The following is a 16,152-nucleotide window of genomic DNA, read 5'->3' on the forward strand; positions in this document are numbered from 1 at the left end:
TCGTTGAACCGAGTGTATTCCTTGCCGTGACGGACCAACAGAGAGGGCGGCGATCAAATTTTGCTATAGCCTGGCTTCGACGCGCTCGAGAATCTGCCGACTTACCTTGTTGACCAGCGGCTTGGCGGCCTTGGTAACGGCCTTTTCGACCAGCCGGTTGCGTATGGCATAGGTCAGGGTGAAGAAGACCTCGGTGCCCGCCTCGACCGGGCTGAGCCGGTAACAGCCCTGGTTATGTACGCCATCCACCGACTCCCAGGCCAGCACTTCGGGCGGTCGGTTCTCGGTAATGGCAACATCGAAGGTCCAATCCATGCCCACGGCGTGTACGTGCCAGCGGTAGCGTTCGCCGCCAAGCGGCTCGATCGCCTTGATCAGGTCGGAATAGTCGGCGAAGTCCTCGACCCGCTCCAAGAGGGCAAAGACCCGCTCCGGTGGGGCCTTGAGAATTGCGCTATGTTCGATAGTGGCCATGCGGTTCCCTATGCTGCAGTACGACGCTAAAATGCTCCACCTTCTGCAGGGTACCCATCCTGCCCGACACCGGCTATCGCAAATATGAAATATTCGTTGCGTCAGCCCAGTTTTTTCCAAGAGGTTCAGCAATGCCCACACCCAAGGTCGGCTTCGTCTCCCTGGGCTGCCCCAAGGCGCTGGTGGATTCCGAGCGTATCCTGACCCAACTGCGCACGGACGGCTACGAGATAGTACCCAGCTATGATGATGCCGACGTGGTGGTGGTCAACACCTGCGGTTTTATCGACAGCGCCAAGGCAGAGTCTCTCGACGCCATCGGCGAGGCCATCGCCGAGAACGGCAAGGTAATCGTCACCGGCTGCATGGGCGTGGATGAGGGCGCAATTCGCGACGTACACCCCAGCGTACTGGCGGTGACCGGCCCACAGCAATACGAGCGCGTGGTCGGCGCCGTGCACGAGGCGGCACCGCACCGTCATCAGCACGACCCGCACATCGACCTGGTGCCAGCCCAGGGCGTGAAGCTCACCCCGCGCCACTATGCCTACCTGAAGATCTCCGAAGGCTGCAACCACAGCTGCAGCTTCTGCATCATTCCCTCGATGCGCGGCAAGCTGGTCAGCCGCCCGGTGGGCGACGTACTGCGCGAGGCCGAGGGCCTGGCCAAGGCCGGCGTCAAGGAGCTGCTGGTGATCTCCCAGGATACCAGCGCCTACGGCGTCGATCAGCGTTATGCGCTGAGTGAGTGGCGCGGTCGCGAGGTCAAGACGCGCCTCACCGAGCTGTGCGAGGCGCTCTCGGAGCTGGGCATCCGTGTGCGGCTGCACTACGTCTACCCCTACCCCCACGTGGACGAACTGATCCCGCTGATGGCCGAGGGCAAGATCCTGCCCTACCTGGACATTCCGTTCCAGCACGCCAGCCCCAAGGTGCTCAAGGCGATGAAGCGCCCCGCCTTCGAGGACAAGACGCTGGCCCGCATCAAGCGCTGGCGCGAGCAGTGCCCCGAGCTGACCATTCGCTCCACCTTCATCGTCGGCTTTCCCGGCGAGACCGAGGAGGACTTCCAGTACCTGCTCGACTGGCTGAGCGAAGCCCAGCTCGACCGCGTGGGCTGCTTCCAGTACTCCCCCGTGGAGGGTGCACCGGCCAACGAGCTGGGGCTGGAGCCGGTGCCGGACGACGTCAAGCAGGAGCGCTGGGAGCGCTTCATGGCGCATCAGCAGCAGATCTCCGCCGCTCGCCTGGAGGGCAAGATCGGCCGCGAGATCGAGGTGCTGGTGGACGAAGTCGATGAGGAAGGCCCTATCGGCCGCAGCGAAGCCGACGCCCCAGAGATCGACGGCATGGTGTTCCTGGAGTCCAAGCGCACCCTGCGCCCTGGCGACGTGGTACGCGCCCGGGTCACCAATGCCGACGAATATGACCTGTGGGCAGAGGTGATCGAGGAAGCGCAGCCGGTCAAGTTTCTAGACTTCTACTCCGCATAGAAAGCCCAGACGCAAGAACGCCGCCCTTCGAGGCGGCGTTCTTGTTTGAGCCTGGGCTCACGGGCTCCGCGAACGGAGCCCGAGGGTCGATCAGTCCTGACCCATCTGCTGCTTGATCAGGTCGCCGATGGTGGTCGGGCCACCGGTCTCGACTTCCTGCTCGCGCAGCTTCTTCAGGTTCTGACGAGTGTCGTCCTGGTCCTTGGCCTTGATCGACAGGTTGATCGCGCGGTTCTTGCGATCGACGCTGACGATGCGGGCTTCGACGGTGTCGCCTTCGCTCAGCACGTTGCGCGCGTCTTCGACGCGGTCGGCGCTGATCTCGGATGCCTTGAGCACGGCGACGACGTCAGTGGCCAGCTCGACGTGAGCTTCCTTGGCGTCGACTTCGACCACACGGCCGGAGACGATGGAGCCCTTGTCGTTGACGGCCAGGTACTCGGCCACCGGGTCGGAGTCGAGCTGCTTGATACCAAGCGAGATGCGCTCGCGCTCCGGATCGATGGAGAGAATGACGGCTTCGGCTTCGTCGCCCTTCTTGAAGCGGCGTACGGCTTCTTCGCCAGTCTCGGACCAGGAGAGGTCGGAGAGGTGAACCAGGCCGTCGATGCCGCCTTCCAGACCGATGAAGATACCGAAGTCGGTGATCGACTTGATGGTACCGGACACACGGTCGCCCTTGTTGTACTGGGCGCTGAAGGTTTCCCACGGGTTCGGCGTGCACTGCTTGATACCCAGGGAGATACGACGACGCTCCTCGTCGATGTCGAGGATCATGACATCCACTTCGTCGCCGATGTTGACGACCTTGGACGGGTGGATGTTCTTGTTGGTCCAATCCATCTCGGAGACGTGAACCAGGCCTTCGACACCCTCTTCCAGCTCGGCGAAGCAGCCGTAGTCGGTGAGGTTGGTGACGCGAGCCGGCACCACGGTACCCTCGGGGTAGCGGTCCTTGATGTTGACCCACGGATCTTCGCCCAGCTGCTTCAGGCCCAGCGATACGCGGTTGCGCTCGCGGTCGAACTTGAGCACCTTGACGTTGATCTCGTCGCCCACGGCCACGATCTCGCTCGGATGCTTGATGCGCTTCCAGGCCATGTCGGTGATGTGCAGCAGGCCATCGACGCCGCCCAGGTCGACGAAAGCGCCGTAGTCGGTCAGGTTCTTGACGATACCGATGATCTGCTGGCCTTCCTGCAGCGTGGCGAGCAGGGCTTCACGCTCGGCGCTGTTCTCGGCTTCGAGCACGGCACGGCGTGAAACGACCACGTTGTTGCGCTTGGGATCGAGCTTGATGACCTTGAAGTCGAGTTCCTTGTGCTCGAGGTGCGTGGTGTCGCGCACCGGACGCACGTCGACCAGGGAACCCGGGAGGAATGCACGGATGGAGTCGATGTCGACGGTGAAGCCGCCCTTGACCTTGCCGTTGATCACGCCCTTGACGATTTCTTCCTTCTCGAAGGCCGCTTCCAGCACCTTCCAGGCTTCGGCGCGCTTGGCCTTCTCGCGAGACAGACGGGTCTCGCCGAAACCGTCTTCGACGGCTTCCAGGGCGACACTGACTTCGTCGCCGACGGCGATGGTGAGCTCGCCGTTATCGTCGCGGAACTGCGCCGCGGGAATCTGTCCTTCAGACTTCAGGCCGGCATTGACGGTGACCCAGTCACCTTCGATGTCGACGACGGTAGCCGTGACGATGGCGCCCGGCTCCATGTTGATGTCCTGCAGTGACTGTTCAAACAGTTCAGCAAAGCTTTCGCTCATGATTTTCCTACGTGATCAACGGTGTTGAGGCGTTGCCGCCTTCTCCGCACCACCAGCGAGTGCGGGCCTTATTTACCAAACCCCCGGGGATGTTAGCGCTGGTTGGACCTGGCCGGGCTTGCAAGAGTGAGTTGCCCGACCATGCCATGACATCCGCTCGAGAGCGCCGCAAGGGAGATCAAGTCTCGGGGACGAGGCCGCGCTCGGCCAGCCACTCCGTCAACCGTTCCACCACTTCCGGTATCTTCAGGCTCGTGGTGTCAAGCGTGATGGCATCATCGGCCGGCTTGAGCGGTGCCACGCTGCGTTGCATGTCGCGTGCATCGCGTGCCTGAATTTCCTTCAAAAGACTCGATAGACTAGCATCCACCCCCGCCTCCTGCAACTGGAGACGGCGCCTGCGCGCGCGTTCCTCGGCGCTTGCGGTGAGGAACACCTTGAGCTCGGCGTCGGGGAAAACCACGGTGCCCATGTCGCGCCCGTCGGCGACCAGCCCGGGGGGCTTCTTGAAGTCGCGCTGGCGCTGCAGCAGCGCCTGGCGCACGCCATTCAGGGCGGCAACCCGAGAGGCGGCATCCCCCACCTGCTCGGTGCGAATGTCATTGCCGACCTCGCTCCCCTCGAGCATCACGCGAGTCCTGTCCTCTTCGGCGAGAAAGGCCACATCGAGCTCTACGGCCAACCGCTCCAGCGACAGCTCGTCGTCCAGCGCCACGCCGTGACGCAGGGCCGCCAGCGCCGTAAGGCGGTAGAGCGCGCCGCTGTCGAGCAGGTGCCAGCCCAGGCGCTCGGCGACCAGGCGGCTGATGGTACCCTTGCCGGCACCACCGGGTCCGTCCAGTGTCAGCACCTTGGCGTCGTTCATGCCCTCACCTCTTGCGTCTCTTCGCTGACTCTGAGGCCGACCGCACGGGCAAGTTCCGTGAAGCCGGGGAACGACGTGGCGACGTTGGCACAGTCGTCGATGACGATTTCCGCGCCGGCGCGCAGCGCGGCCACGGTGAAGGCCATGGCGATGCGGTGATCGCCCAGGCTGTCGATGCGACCTCCGCCATAGCTCGCCCCCTTGGCCTTGCCGCTATTTTTTCCACTGCCGACGATATCGATGCCGTCCTCGCGTACGGTGTGCTCGACGCCCAGCGTCGCCAGGCCGTCGGCCATGGCCTGGATACGATCGGACTCCTTGACCCTCAGCTCTTCGGCACCACGCAGTCGGGTGGTGCCGTTGGCGCAGGCAGCCGCGATGAACAGCGCCGGGAATTCGTCGATGGCCAGGGGCACCTGGTCGACGGGGATGTCGATACCCTTGAGCGGGGCATAGCGGATATGCAGGTCGGCCACCGGCTCGCCGCCCACCTCACGCTCGTTGGTCAGGCGCAGATCGGCGCCCATCAGCTTGAGGATATTGATCACGCCGATGCGCGTGGGATTGATGCCGACATGCTCAAGCACCAGATTGGAGCCCGGAGTGATCGCCGCGGCCACCAGGAAGAAGGTCGCCGAGGAGATGTCCGAGGGTACGTCGATGGGTGCAGCGGTGAGCTTGCCGCCCCCTCGCAGCCAGCAGGTATCGCCTTCGCGCTGAACTTCATAACCGAAGCCGGCCAGCATGCGTTCGGTGTGGTCACGGGTGGGGGCCGGCTCGCGCACGCGCGTTTCGCCTTCGGCATAGAGCCCGGCGAGCAGCAGGCAGGATTTCACTTGGGCGCTGGCCATGGGCATGTCGTAGGTGATGCCCTTGAGCGCCTGGCCGCCGTGGATCTTGAGCGGTGGGCGACCGCCCTCGGCGGTATCTATCTTCGCCCCCATCAACCGCAGCGGGTCGGCCACGCGCCCCATGGGGCGTTTGGTCAACGAGGCGTCGCCGATCAGTTCGGTATCGAAGGCCTGCCCCGCCAGCAAGCCGGCGAACAGGCGCATGGCGGTACCGGCGTTGCCCACATAGAGCGGTCCGGAGGGCGCCTTGAGCCCGTGCATGCCGACGCCGTGCACGATGACCCGCCCCTGGTGCGGACCTTCGATCGCCACGCCCATTTCGCGGAACGCCTGGAGGGTAGCCAGGCTGTCCTCGCCCTCCAGAAAACCCTTCACTTCGGTGATGCCCTCGGCCAGCGCACCGAGCATGATCGAACGATGAGAGATCGACTTGTCGCCCGGCACGCGAATGCGGCCGGCCACGCGGCCACCGGGCGCCGCCCGGAAGGTGAGTCTGCCTTGTTCTTGCATCTGGTATTCCGCCTGATAACTGGTCTGGTTCAGCAGAGTGTCGAAATAGTGTCGTGCATGGCTGGCACGGTCGAAAATGGAGAGCATAGCATCGCCGTCGCCCGCTTCCACTGCCCGACGCAGCCGACCGAGCCCGGCCTCGAAATCGTCGAGGGAGGCCAGCACCGCGTCGCGGTTGGCGGTGAAGATGTCGCGCCACATCACCGGGTCGCTGCCGGCGATACGGGTGAAGTCGCGAAAGCCGCCGGCGGCATAGCGAAAGATCTCCAGCCGCTCGTCCTGACGCGCCAGCGTATCCACCAGCGAGAACGCCAGCAGATGCGGCAGATGGCTGGTACGCGCCAGCACCTGATCGTGGCGGTCGACATCCATCTGCAGCACGTCGGCGCCACAGGCACACCACATGGCTTTTACCCGAGCCACGGCAGCGGGCGCCGTCTCGCCAGCGGGCGTGAGGATGACCTTGTGGTTGACATAGAGCCGCGGGTCGGCAGCCGCCACGCCGCTCTTCTCGGAGCCGGCGATGGGATGCCCCAGCACCAGCCCGGCCGGCAGGCGACCGAACGCTGCCAGGGCGCAGTCACGTACCGCGGCCTTGGTACTGCCGACATCGGTGATCGCCACCCGCGGGGAGTCACCCTCCAGCGCCTCCGGCGGCAGCGCCGCGGCGAGTTCAGCCATCACGCCGCGCATGGCCAGCACCGGCACCGCCAGCACGATCAGCGTAGCTCCTTCCACCAGCGGCGTGAGCCGGGTGTCGCCCGAATCGATCAGGCCCATCTCGATGCCGCGCTCGATCTCACTGCGATCCGGGTCGCAAGCGATGATTTCTACCGGCCCGGAGCCCTCGGCGGGCGTGCCAGGAAAGCCGGCGGCACGCAGCGCAGCGGCCAGCGAGCCGCCGATCAGCCCCAGGCCGACGATGAGGATGCGAGCTTCATTGGGTGGGGTCGTACCGCCCACCACGCTTACAGCACACCCACGGGGTAGGAGCCGAGCACCTTCACCTCGGAGGCGCGCAGGCGCACCTCCTCGAGTACCGCGGCGACCCGAGGCTCATCCACGTGGCCCTTGAAGTCGATGAAGAAGACGTAGTTCCACACCCCGGTGCGCGAGGGCCGCGTCTCCAGGCGGGTAAGATCGATGCTGTGGCGATGGAACGGCTCGAGCAGATCGTGCAGCGCACCGGGCTGGTTGCGCATGGCGACGACGATGGAGGTCTTGTCCTCGCCGGACATGGGCACGTGCTGGCTGCCGATGATCAGGAAGCGCGTGGAGTTGTCGGGGCGATCCTCGATCTTCTCGGCCACTTTCTCCAGGCCGTAGAGCTTGGCCGCCATGTCGCCGGCGATGGCGGCGCTGTGCCACTCACTCTTGATCATGCGTGCCGCCTCGGCATTGGACGACACCGGCACGCGCTCGGCGCGCGGGTAGTGGGCGTCGAGCCACTTGCGGCACTGCGCCAAGGACTGCGGGTGCGAATAGACCCGCGAGACCTTGTCGCGCAGCGTGGTATCGGCCACCAGCAGATGGTGGTGGATGCGCAGAACCACCTCGCCGCAGATGCGGATCGAGGAGTCCATGAAAGAGTCCAGCGTGTGGCTGACCACGCCCTCGGTGGAGTTCTCCACCGGTACCACGCCGTAGTTGACTGCCCCCGCCTCCACTTCGCGGAACACCTCGTCGATGGCAGCCATGGGCATGCTCACCGCGCTTTCGCCGAAGTGCTTGAGTGCGGCCTGCTGGGTGAAGGTACCCTCGGGGCCCAGGTAGGCCACCTTGGTGGGCTGCTCCAGCGCCAGGCAGGCGGACATGATCTCGCGAAACAGCCGCGCCATCTCCTCGCTGTTGAGCGGCCCCGGGTTGAGTTCCATGATCCGGCGCAGCACCTGGGCCTCGCGCTCGGGGCGATAGAACACGGCACCCGGGTCGCTCTTGGTCTTGACCTCGGCGACTTGCTTGGCGCACTCGGCACGCGCACTGATCAGGCGCAGGATCTCGTTGTCGAGCGAATCGATACGTTCGCGCAGCGAATCGAGGTTGGTGGGGCTATCGGTCATGGCTTATCCCCTGCGTTGCTCGAAGTCGGCCATGAAGTCGATCAGCGTATCGACGGCCGCTTCCGGTACGGCGTTGTAGAGGCTCGCCCGCATGCCGCCGACGCTGCGGTGGCCCTTGAGGTTGAGCAGCCCGGCTTCCTCGGCCTCGGCCAGGAACGGCTTGTCGAGGCGTTCGTCGGCGAGGACGAAGGGAATGTTCGTGCGCGAGCGGTTGCGAATCGCGATGGGGTTGGAATAGAGCCCGCTGGCGTCGATGGCCGCGTACAGCTTGGCCGCTTTGCGCGCGTTGATCGTCGCCATGGCCTCGAGCCCGCCGATGTCGTGCTTGAGCCACTGGAACACCAGCCCCGCCAGGTACCAGGCATAGGTGGGCGGGGTGTTGACCATGGAGCCCGCCTCGGCCACGGCCTGGTAATCGAACAGGCTCGGGATGCGCTCGCAGCGCCGGTCGAGCAGATCATCGCGCACCAGCACCAGGGTCAGGCCCGCCGGGCCGATGTTCTTCTGCGCCCCGGCATAGATCACGCCGAAGCGCGAGACGTCCAGCGGCTCGGCCAGGATGCTGGACGAGTAGTCGCACACCAGTGGCACGTTCACATCGGGGATGTAGTCGAACTCGAGCCCGCCGATGGTCTCGTTGGCGGTGTAGTGCAGGTAGGCGGCATCCGCGGAGAGCGACAATTCGGCCTGGGTCGGCACCTCGGTGTGACCGCTGGGCTCGCTGGAGCCCGCCGTATGCACGGCGAAGCCGAGCTGCCGGGCTTCTGCCAGTGCTTTCTTGCCCCAGATACCGGTATACAGGAAGTTGGCCGCCCCGCCCTGCCCCAGCAGGTTCATCGGCACCATGGAGAACTGCAGGCTGGCACCGCCCTGCAGGAACAGCACCTTGTAGTTCTCGGGCACGGCGAGCAGTTCGCGAAGGTCGGCTTCGGCCTGCTCGGCAATGGCGACGAACTCCGGCGAGCGGTGGCTCATCTCCATTACCGAGAGCCCGCGACCCTGGTAGTCGAGCAGCTCTTCCCTTGCGCGTTCCAGCACTGGGGTGGGCAGCGCCGCGGGACCGGCGCAGAAATTATAGTGGCGTGTCATCAGCGTGGTGTTCCGTTCTACTCATGTCGTGGCCAGGCGAGATGAGCGCCGGGGGCAAGCCATAGCGAGGGTCTTTTGCCATGGATGGCAAAAGTAGCGCCCAGGGATGGGTTCACAGCGCCCTCGCGAGGCTTGTCGCCGGAACAGCTCATCGCTTTCCGGTATTGCAAACGCTTTATTCGTCGTTGTGGTTTTCGTCTGCACCGCCGTTTGCGTCCGCGTCCGGACCGTCCTGCCGCTCGGCTTGCGGCGCATCCTCCGGGGCGTGCTCGGCATCGTTCTCGGGCTCGACCTCCAACTCGGCCTCCGCTTCGGGCTCGTCGATGCGCACGGTCTTGACCAGCTTCTCGTCGTTGCCCAGGCGAATCAGCATCACGCCCTGGGTGTTGCGCGAAGTGATCGAGACCTCATCGACACGGGTCCGGACCAGGGTGCCACGGTCGGTGATCAGCATCATCTCGTCGGCGGAGTAGACCTGCATGGCTGCCACCAGGGAGCCGTTGCGCTCGCTGGTCTGCATGGCGATGACACCCTGACCGCCACGCCCGCGCAGCGGGAACTCCTCAAGACGGGTGCGCTTGCCGTAGCCGTTCTCGGAGGCGGTGAGGATGTAGATTTGCCCACCGTTGCCGTTCTCGAGCGTCGCAGCCTCTTCGCCTTCCGTCTCGCTGTCGGCGTCGGCGTCGATCTGCTGGCTCTTGGGAATGATCAGGCTGATCACCTCGGCATCGCCCAGCAGTTTCATGCCGCGTACTCCGCGTGCGGTACGCCCCATGGCGCGCACGTTGCTCTCTTCGAAGCGGATCGCCTTGCCATTGGACGACAGCATCATGACATGGTCGTTGCCCGAAGTGATGGCGGCCCCCACCAGGCGGTCACCCTCCTCGATGTCGATGGCGATCAGGCCCACGCTGCGCGGCCGAGAGAACTGGTCAAGGCTGGTCCGCTTGACCGTGCCCTTGGCTGTGGCGAAGAAAATGTAGCAGTCGGGGCTGTAATCCTTCACCGGCATGATGGCGTTGATAGACTCGCCCTCGTCCAGCGGCAGCAGGTTGACCAGCGGTTTGCCACGCGAGCCGCGGCTGGCCGCCGGCATCTCGTAGACCTTGAGCCAGTAGACCTTGCCCTTGTTGGAGAACAGCAGCACGGTGTCATGAGTGGATGCCACGAGCAAGTGCTCGATGACGTCCTCGTCCTTCATGCTGGTCGCCGACTTGCCGCGTCCGCCGCGGCGCTGGGCCTGATAATCGGAGAGCGGCTGGGTCTTGGCGTAACCGGTACGCGAGACCGTGACCACCATGTCCTCCTCGGCGATCAGGTCTTCGATGGAGAGGTCGAGGTGGCTGGCCTGGATCTCGGTGCGCCGCGGGTCGCCGAACTGGTCGCGCACCGCGGTGAGCTCCTCGCGAATTACTTCGAGCAGGCGCTCGCTGGAGGCCAGGATGGCCATCAGCTCGGCGATCTTCTCGAGAATGCCCAGGTACTCGTCGAGCAGCTTCTCGGTCTCGAGGCCGGTGAGGCGGTGCAGGCGCAGCTCGAGGATGGCCTGGGCCTGGGCCGGCGACAGGCGGTATTCGGTGCCGGTGGTGTTGAGGCCGAACCCCTCCTCCAGCTCCTCGGGCTTGCACGAGGTGGCGCCGGCGCGCTCGAGCATGGCGGTGACCTGGCCGGGCTGCCAGACCTTGTCGAGCAGCTTCTCCTTGGCCTCGGCGGCGCTCGGCGAGGCCTTGATCAGCTCGATCACCTCGTCGATGTTGGAGATGGCTACGGCCAGGCCTTCGAGGATGTGGCCGCGCTCGCGAGCCTTCTTCAGCTCGTACAGGGTGCGCCGTGTGACGACTTCGCGACGATGGCGAATGAAGGCCTCGAGCACCTCCTTGAGGTTGAGGATCTTCGGTTGACCATCCTCGATGGCGACCATGTTGATGCCGAAGACGTTCTGCAGCTGGGTCTGGGCGAAGAGATTGTTGACCACCACTTCGCCGGACTCGCCGCGCTTGACCTCGATCACCACGCGCAACCCATCCTTGTCGGATTCGTCGCGCAGTTCGGCGATGCCTTCGATCTTCTTGTCCTTGACCAGCTCGGCGATCTTCTCGATCAGCCGCGCCTTGTTCACCTGGTACGGCAGCTCGGTGACGATGATGTGGTCGCGGCCGGTCTTGTCGTCGTGCTCGATGGTGTGGCGGGCGCGCACGTAGATGCGCCCGCGACCGGTGCGATATGCCTCGAGGATGCCGGCGCGGCCATTGATGATGCCTGCCGTGGGGAAGTCGGGACCGGAGATGTACTCCATCAGGTCGTCGACGGTCAGGGTGTAGTCGTCGATCAACGCCAGGCAGCCGTTGATCACCTCGCCCATGTTGTGCGGCGGGATGTTGGTCGCCATGCCCACGGCAATGCCCGAGGAGCCATTGATCAGCAGGTTGGGCACCTTGGTCGGCAGCACATCGGGAATACGCTCGGTGCCGTCGTAGTTGTCGACCCAGTCGACGGTGTCCTTGTCGAGGTCGGCCAGCAGCTCGTGTGCCAACCGGGCCATGCGCACTTCGGTGTAACGCATGGCCGCGGCACTGTCGCCGTCGATGGAGCCGAAGTTACCCTGACCGTCGACCAGGACATGGCGCATGGAGAAGTCCTGGGCCATGCGCACGATGGTGTCGTAGACCGCGCTGTCACCGTGCGGGTGGTACTTACCGATGACATCGCCCACCACGCGGGCCGACTTCTTGTAGGGCTTGTTCCAGTCGTTGCCAAGTTCGTGCATGGCGAACAGCACGCGCCGATGCACCGGCTTGAGGCCGTCGCGCACGTCCGGCAGCGCACGGCCGATGATCACGCTCATCGCGTAGTCGAGGTACGACTGTTTCAGCTCGTCCTCGATATTGACTGGCAGAATCTCTCTGGCGATGTCACCCATGGGTTGTCGAGTCCTTTACGCTACAGCGATTTGGCACTAGGTAAACGCTCATTACGTAGCGCCATTAACAGCCTGCCATCATACCACTCCGGACGGCACAAAGGCAGCGTGAGGCGCATGCAAAGGATTCGCCGCACGGGAACGGGAGACAGGCGCGCGTCACGCCTCTTTCGGCAGTATCAACGGCACCAGCGCTTGGCGAATCTCGCCTTCGATGGGCATCGACTGCTGGGCACGCACGTCGAGCAGGACGAAGGTAAGGTCGGCATCGACGATCTGCCGACCGTCGCCGATGCGGCGGATCTCCTGATACATGCGTGCGCTCCGGCTGCCCAGTTCGGCAATGCGCGTGAGTATTTCGAGGTCGTCGCCGGCCACCGCAGCCAGGCGATAATTGATGTTGAGATTGACCGCCACCAGCGCCGGGTTCCCGGTGGCGAAATGCCGGGCGAGATCGGGGCGATCGTCGAAGTAACCCCAGCGCCCCTCTTCCAGGAACTCCAGGTAACGCGCGTTGTTGACGTGGCCATAGCCATCCAGGTGGTAGCCGCGTACACGCAGAGTGACGCGGGAGATACGATTGTCCATGGCAAGCCCCTTGGTTATCAGAAAATGATGCGGCTCGATTCTAGGCCTGCCGCCCCAGCGAATTCAAACAAGAGTTTGAATTCAGACAGACCACGGCCACCGTTTGCCACTGGAACCCTGATGCCCCCTTCGCCATAATATGCGTCCTTTCGCTCAGGGATTTGCTCCATGTGGTTCAAGCACTTGCACCTATACCGCCTGCACGGGTCGGCGGAGATTCCGGCAGCCGACCTGGAAGCCGCCCTGGCCGAGCAGGTAGCGCGCACACCCGGTAGCCAGGAAGCCCGGCGAGTGGGCTGGTGCCCTCCCGCCGGACGCGCCGGTACCGCGCTGCTGCACGAGCTGCAGGGACAGCGCCTGATGACCCTGCTGCGCCATGAGCGCCTGCTCCCCGCGGGTGTGGTGCGCGAAGAGCTGGAAGAACGTAGCGCCGACATCGAGGCTCGCGAGGGTCGCAAGCTGCGCCGCCAGGAGAAGCAAGAACTCAAGGAGCAGATTTACGAGGAGCTGCTGCCGCGCGCTTTCATTCGCAGCCAGAAAGTCGACCTGTGGTGGGACACCCGGCGCCACCTGATCGCAGTGAACACCAGCTCACGCAAGCGCGCCGAAGAAGCCCTGGACCTGCTGCGCGAGACACTGGGCAGCCTCAAGGTGACGCCGCTGGCGACCCAGACCCTGCCGATGCGGGCGATGACGGAGTGGCTTGCCGAGGAAGGCTCACGCCCCGCTACGCTGCAGCTCGGCGATCAGGTCGAACTCAAGGCCAAGGGTGACGACGGCGTCTTGCGCGCCCGCCAGGTGGATCTGGACAGCGACGAGATCCAGCAGTTGCTCGCCGCCGGTCGGCAGGCCAGCCGCCTGGGCCTCGAGATAGAGGGCCGTCTAGCCTATGTGCTGCACGACGACCTGACCCTCAAGTCCCTGCGCTTCAGCGATGCCTTGATCGACGAGGCGGGAGAGATCGAGGACGATGGTGATGCCATCGTGCGCCTAGAAGCCGACTTCATGCTGATGACCCAGGCCCTGGCCGAAGAGATAGAACAATTGATCGCTTGGCTGGGCGGCGAGGCCAATGCCGCTCCACAGGCGAGTGAATGACCCAACCCGGCAACCAAGACACACCGATGACCGACACCGCAACAGGCACGACTCCAACGGATCCCTGGGCCGACATCCGCCCCTACCGGGACGACGAGGTAGCAGCGGTTTTGGCGAACCTGGCCAGCAACCGCGAACTGCTGGACGCCCTGACCCGCTATCGCCTGCCACGCCTGAGCCGAACGCTGCCCTGGCTGGCCCGCACTCTGGCGTCTTATGTCATTCGCCGCGAAACGCGCGACGTGGCCAGCGTGCACGATTTCCAGATGCGCGTGGCCCACTACATGGCGCGCATGATCCGTACCTCCACTGACGACTTCAGTGTCGAAGGGCTGGAGCGGCTGAATCCCGACACCGCTTACCTGTTCATCGGCAACCATCGCGATATCTCGCTGGACCCGGCGTTCGTCAACTACGCCCTGCACCAGGCCGGACGCGATACCGTGCGCATCGCCATCGGCGACAATCTGCTCAAGAAGCCCTACGTGACCGATCTGATGAGGCTCAACAAGAGCTTCATCGTGCCACGCGCTTTGCGCGGCAAGCGTGCCATGCTGGCGGCCTACCAGAATCTCTCGAGCTACATTCGCCACTCGATCACCGCGGATAACCATTCGATCTGGATGGCTCAGCGTGAAGGGCGCGCCAAGGATGGCATCGACCGTACCGATACGGCCATCATCAAGATGCTGACCATGGCCAGGCGTCAGGAAGATCGCACCGCTCCCATCGGCGATGCCATCGCCGAACTGCGCATGGTGCCGGTCTCGATCAGCTACGAGTACGACCCCTGCGACCTGCAGAAAGCGCGTGAACTACATGCCATTCATACCCACGGGCGCTATGAGAAGAGCGAGTACGAGGATATCCAGTCCATCGTGGCCGGCATCACCGGCCACAAGGGACGCGTGGAGCTGCGCTTCGGAGAGCCGCTGGGCACCGGTTTCGATACACCGGAAGCCGTGGCCGCCGAGATCGACCGTCAGGTAATTGGGGGCTATCATCTGTTTCCTAGCCACTACCTGGCACTGGAAGCCTTGGGCGATGCGTCCGAGCTCCTGGACATGAGCGAGGTCAGCGATGTCGACCGGGCACGTTTCCAGGCGCGGCTGAACGAGGTACCCGCCGAGCTTCGCAACTGGTGGTTGGCACAGTATGCCAACCCGGTGCGCAACAAGGCCGCACTGCTCGAGAACAGCGACAAGCCCTCAGCGCGATGAACGCCACGTCACCATCACCTGCCCAAGGCAGCACCCTCAGTCGTCAGACCCAGGCTCGCGAGGCACATCGGGTCACCCTGATCGGCGCGGGGATCGATTGCCTCGTGGGGCTGCTCAAGCTCATCGCCGGCCTGCTGGTGGGCTCTGCCGCCTTGATCGCTGATGGCATTCACTCCTTTTCGGACCTGGTCACCGACGGCTTCGTGATGGCCGCCACCCACTTCGGGCGCCAGGCACCGGACAGCGACCATCCTTATGGCCATGGCCGCATCGAGACGCTGGCGACGCTATGGCTGGGCAGCGTGCTGATTTTCGTTGCTGGCGGCATCGCCTGGGCCAGCCTCTCACGCCTGCTGGCCGGAGAGCCCATCCCTGCCCCTGGGCTCTGGGCCATCGGCGTGGCCGTGGTATCCCTGGCAGCCAAGGAGTGGATCTTCCGCTATACGATGATAGTGGCCAGGCGGGTGCGTTCACGGCTGCTCGAGGCCAATGCCTGGCATTCCCGCTCGGATGCGCTCTCCACCGGCGTGGTTTTGGTCGGCTTGGTGGCCGCGCAGTTCGGTATCGGCTGGGTCGATGCGGTGGCCGCGATCATCGTCGGCGTCATGGTGGGCCAGGTGGGCTGGCGACTGCTGTGGGAATCCGGCCGGGAGCTGATCGACACCGCCCTGCCTGAAAGGGACCAGGAGCAGATGAAGGCTATTGCCGAGGCGGTCCCCGGCGTAGATAGCGTGCACGACCTGCGCACCCGCTCCGTGGGCAGCCACGTCGTCCTTGATCTGCATATCGTGGTTCCGCCACGGCTGACCGTTTCCGAGGCCCACGAGATCGGCAATGCGGTGAGTCGCCAACTGCGCAACGCCTACCCCGAACTGGCCGATGTGACCTTCCATATCGACCCCGAAGATGATTCGGACCAGATCGAACATAGCCTGCGTCCAGGCCTGCCACTGCGCCAGGATGTGGAAAGCATGCTCGACGAGGCGTGGCGAGAGTGTCCCGTGTGGCAGGATCGTGTTGCCCTGGACCTGCACTACCTGGCCGAACAGATCGATGTCTCGGTCTATGTGCATGAGCTGCCGCCCCGGCGCAGCCTGGAAGATGTCGCTCTCGAACTTCGCGAATCTTCCCGTGAGCTGACCTGGCTGGGCAGGCTGCGAGTGTGGCAAGGTCCGGGCAAGGGGTAAAGCAACAACAACCACTATACAGCTGACACA

Annotated in this window: 12 protein-coding genes; 4 read left to right on the forward strand and 8 right to left on the reverse strand. The window is 64.3% G+C overall.

Annotation, left to right across the window (positions count from 1 at the left end; translation table 11 throughout):
* Positions 1–63: 63 nt before the first annotated feature.
* The gene (locus tag KPL81_RS12850; RefSeq protein WP_209478012.1) at positions 64–474 is read right to left on the reverse strand and encodes an SRPBCC family protein; all 411 of its coding nucleotides are present in this window, start codon (positions 472–474) and stop codon (positions 64–66) included.
* Between the two features lie 131 nt (positions 475–605).
* On the opposite strand from KPL81_RS12850, the gene rimO reads away from it, so the two are divergent.
* Positions 606–1,967 (forward strand): 30S ribosomal protein S12 methylthiotransferase RimO, encoded by a 1,362-nt coding sequence (rimO, locus tag KPL81_RS12855; protein ID WP_219792519.1) that lies wholly within the window; start codon positions 606–608, stop codon positions 1,965–1,967.
* A 90-nt stretch (positions 1,968–2,057) separates the two neighbouring features.
* On the opposite strand, the gene rpsA is transcribed toward rimO, so the two are convergent.
* From rpsA to KPL81_RS12890, 7 genes are all read right to left on the reverse strand, one after another.
* Positions 2,058–3,734 (reverse strand): 30S ribosomal protein S1, encoded by a 1,677-nt coding sequence (gene rpsA / locus KPL81_RS12860; RefSeq protein WP_209478004.1) that lies wholly within the window; start codon positions 3,732–3,734, stop codon positions 2,058–2,060.
* Between the two features lie 178 nt (positions 3,735–3,912).
* A complete protein-coding gene (gene cmk / locus KPL81_RS12865; RefSeq protein ID WP_219792520.1) occupies positions 3,913–4,599 on the reverse strand; it encodes a (d)CMP kinase in 687 nt (228 codons plus the stop codon).
* Positions 4,596–6,926 carry a bifunctional prephenate dehydrogenase/3-phosphoshikimate 1-carboxyvinyltransferase gene (locus KPL81_RS12870; RefSeq protein WP_338035618.1) on the reverse strand — a complete coding sequence of 777 codons (2,331 nt, stop codon included), beginning with the start codon at positions 6,924–6,926 and terminating at the stop codon, positions 4,596–4,598. Before KPL81_RS12870 ends, cmk begins: the two co-directional genes overlap by 4 nt.
* A gap of 2 nt (positions 6,927–6,928) precedes the next feature.
* The gene (gene pheA / locus KPL81_RS12875; RefSeq protein ID WP_219792521.1) at positions 6,929–8,020 is read right to left on the reverse strand and encodes a prephenate dehydratase; all 1,092 of its coding nucleotides are present in this window, start codon (positions 8,018–8,020) and stop codon (positions 6,929–6,931) included.
* A 3-nt stretch (positions 8,021–8,023) separates the two neighbouring features.
* Positions 8,024–9,109 carry a 3-phosphoserine/phosphohydroxythreonine transaminase gene (serC, locus tag KPL81_RS12880; protein WP_219792522.1) on the reverse strand — a complete coding sequence of 362 codons (1,086 nt, stop codon included), beginning with the start codon at positions 9,107–9,109 and terminating at the stop codon, positions 8,024–8,026.
* A gap of 175 nt (positions 9,110–9,284) precedes the next feature.
* Complete coding sequence (gene gyrA, locus KPL81_RS12885) at positions 9,285–12,029, reverse strand: DNA gyrase subunit A (RefSeq protein ID WP_219792523.1); 2,745 nt, start codon at positions 12,027–12,029, stop codon at positions 9,285–9,287.
* A 159-nt stretch (positions 12,030–12,188) separates the two neighbouring features.
* Positions 12,189–12,617, reverse strand: coding sequence for an acyl-CoA thioesterase (locus tag KPL81_RS12890; protein WP_219792524.1), 429 nt, complete (start codon positions 12,615–12,617; stop codon positions 12,189–12,191).
* 168 nt (positions 12,618–12,785) lie between these two features.
* On the opposite strand from KPL81_RS12890, the gene KPL81_RS12895 reads away from it, so the two are divergent.
* The 3 genes from KPL81_RS12895 to KPL81_RS12905 are packed head-to-tail and all read left to right on the forward strand — an operon-like array spanning position 12,786 to position 16,122.
* The gene (locus KPL81_RS12895; protein ID WP_219792525.1) at positions 12,786–13,715 is read left to right on the forward strand and encodes a recombination-associated protein RdgC; all 930 of its coding nucleotides are present in this window, start codon (positions 12,786–12,788) and stop codon (positions 13,713–13,715) included.
* Between the two features lie 26 nt (positions 13,716–13,741).
* The gene (locus KPL81_RS12900) at positions 13,742–14,935 is read left to right on the forward strand and encodes a 1-acyl-sn-glycerol-3-phosphate acyltransferase (RefSeq protein ID WP_219792526.1); all 1,194 of its coding nucleotides are present in this window, start codon (positions 13,742–13,744) and stop codon (positions 14,933–14,935) included.
* A complete protein-coding gene (locus KPL81_RS12905) occupies positions 14,932–16,122 on the forward strand; it encodes a cation diffusion facilitator family transporter (RefSeq protein WP_219792527.1) in 1,191 nt (396 codons plus the stop codon). The genes KPL81_RS12900 and KPL81_RS12905 overlap by 4 nt, the downstream gene beginning before the upstream one ends.
* Positions 16,123–16,152 lie beyond the last annotated feature (30 nt).

The organism is Billgrantia antri, from assembly GCF_019430905.1.
GTDB classification, from domain to species: Bacteria; Pseudomonadota; Gammaproteobacteria; order Pseudomonadales; family Halomonadaceae; genus Halomonas; species Halomonas antri.

Excerpts from the sequence above, each read along its gene's own strand:
- pheA (WP_219792521.1), bottom strand. The coding sequence starts at position 8,020 with ATGACCGATAGCCCCACCAACCTCGATTCGCTGCGCGAACGTATCGAT.
- KPL81_RS12900 (WP_219792526.1), top strand. The coding sequence starts at position 13,742 with ATGACCGACACCGCAACAGGCACGACTCCAACGGATCCCTGGGCCGAC.
- KPL81_RS12850 (WP_209478012.1), bottom strand. The coding sequence starts at position 474 with ATGGCCACTATCGAACATAGCGCAATTCTCAAGGCCCCACCGGAGCGG.
- gyrA (WP_219792523.1), bottom strand. The coding sequence starts at position 12,029 with ATGGGTGACATCGCCAGAGAGATTCTGCCAGTCAATATCGAGGACGAG.
- rpsA (WP_209478004.1), bottom strand. The coding sequence starts at position 3,734 with ATGAGCGAAAGCTTTGCTGAACTGTTTGAACAGTCACTGCAGGACATC.
- KPL81_RS12890 (WP_219792524.1), bottom strand. The coding sequence starts at position 12,617 with ATGGACAATCGTATCTCCCGCGTCACTCTGCGTGTACGCGGCTACCAC.
- KPL81_RS12905 (WP_219792527.1), top strand. The coding sequence starts at position 14,932 with ATGAACGCCACGTCACCATCACCTGCCCAAGGCAGCACCCTCAGTCGT.
- KPL81_RS12895 (WP_219792525.1), top strand. The coding sequence starts at position 12,786 with ATGTGGTTCAAGCACTTGCACCTATACCGCCTGCACGGGTCGGCGGAG.
- serC (WP_219792522.1), bottom strand. The coding sequence starts at position 9,109 with ATGACACGCCACTATAATTTCTGCGCCGGTCCCGCGGCGCTGCCCACC.
- rimO (WP_219792519.1), top strand. The coding sequence starts at position 606 with ATGCCCACACCCAAGGTCGGCTTCGTCTCCCTGGGCTGCCCCAAGGCG.
- cmk (WP_219792520.1), bottom strand. The coding sequence starts at position 4,599 with ATGAACGACGCCAAGGTGCTGACACTGGACGGACCCGGTGGTGCCGGC.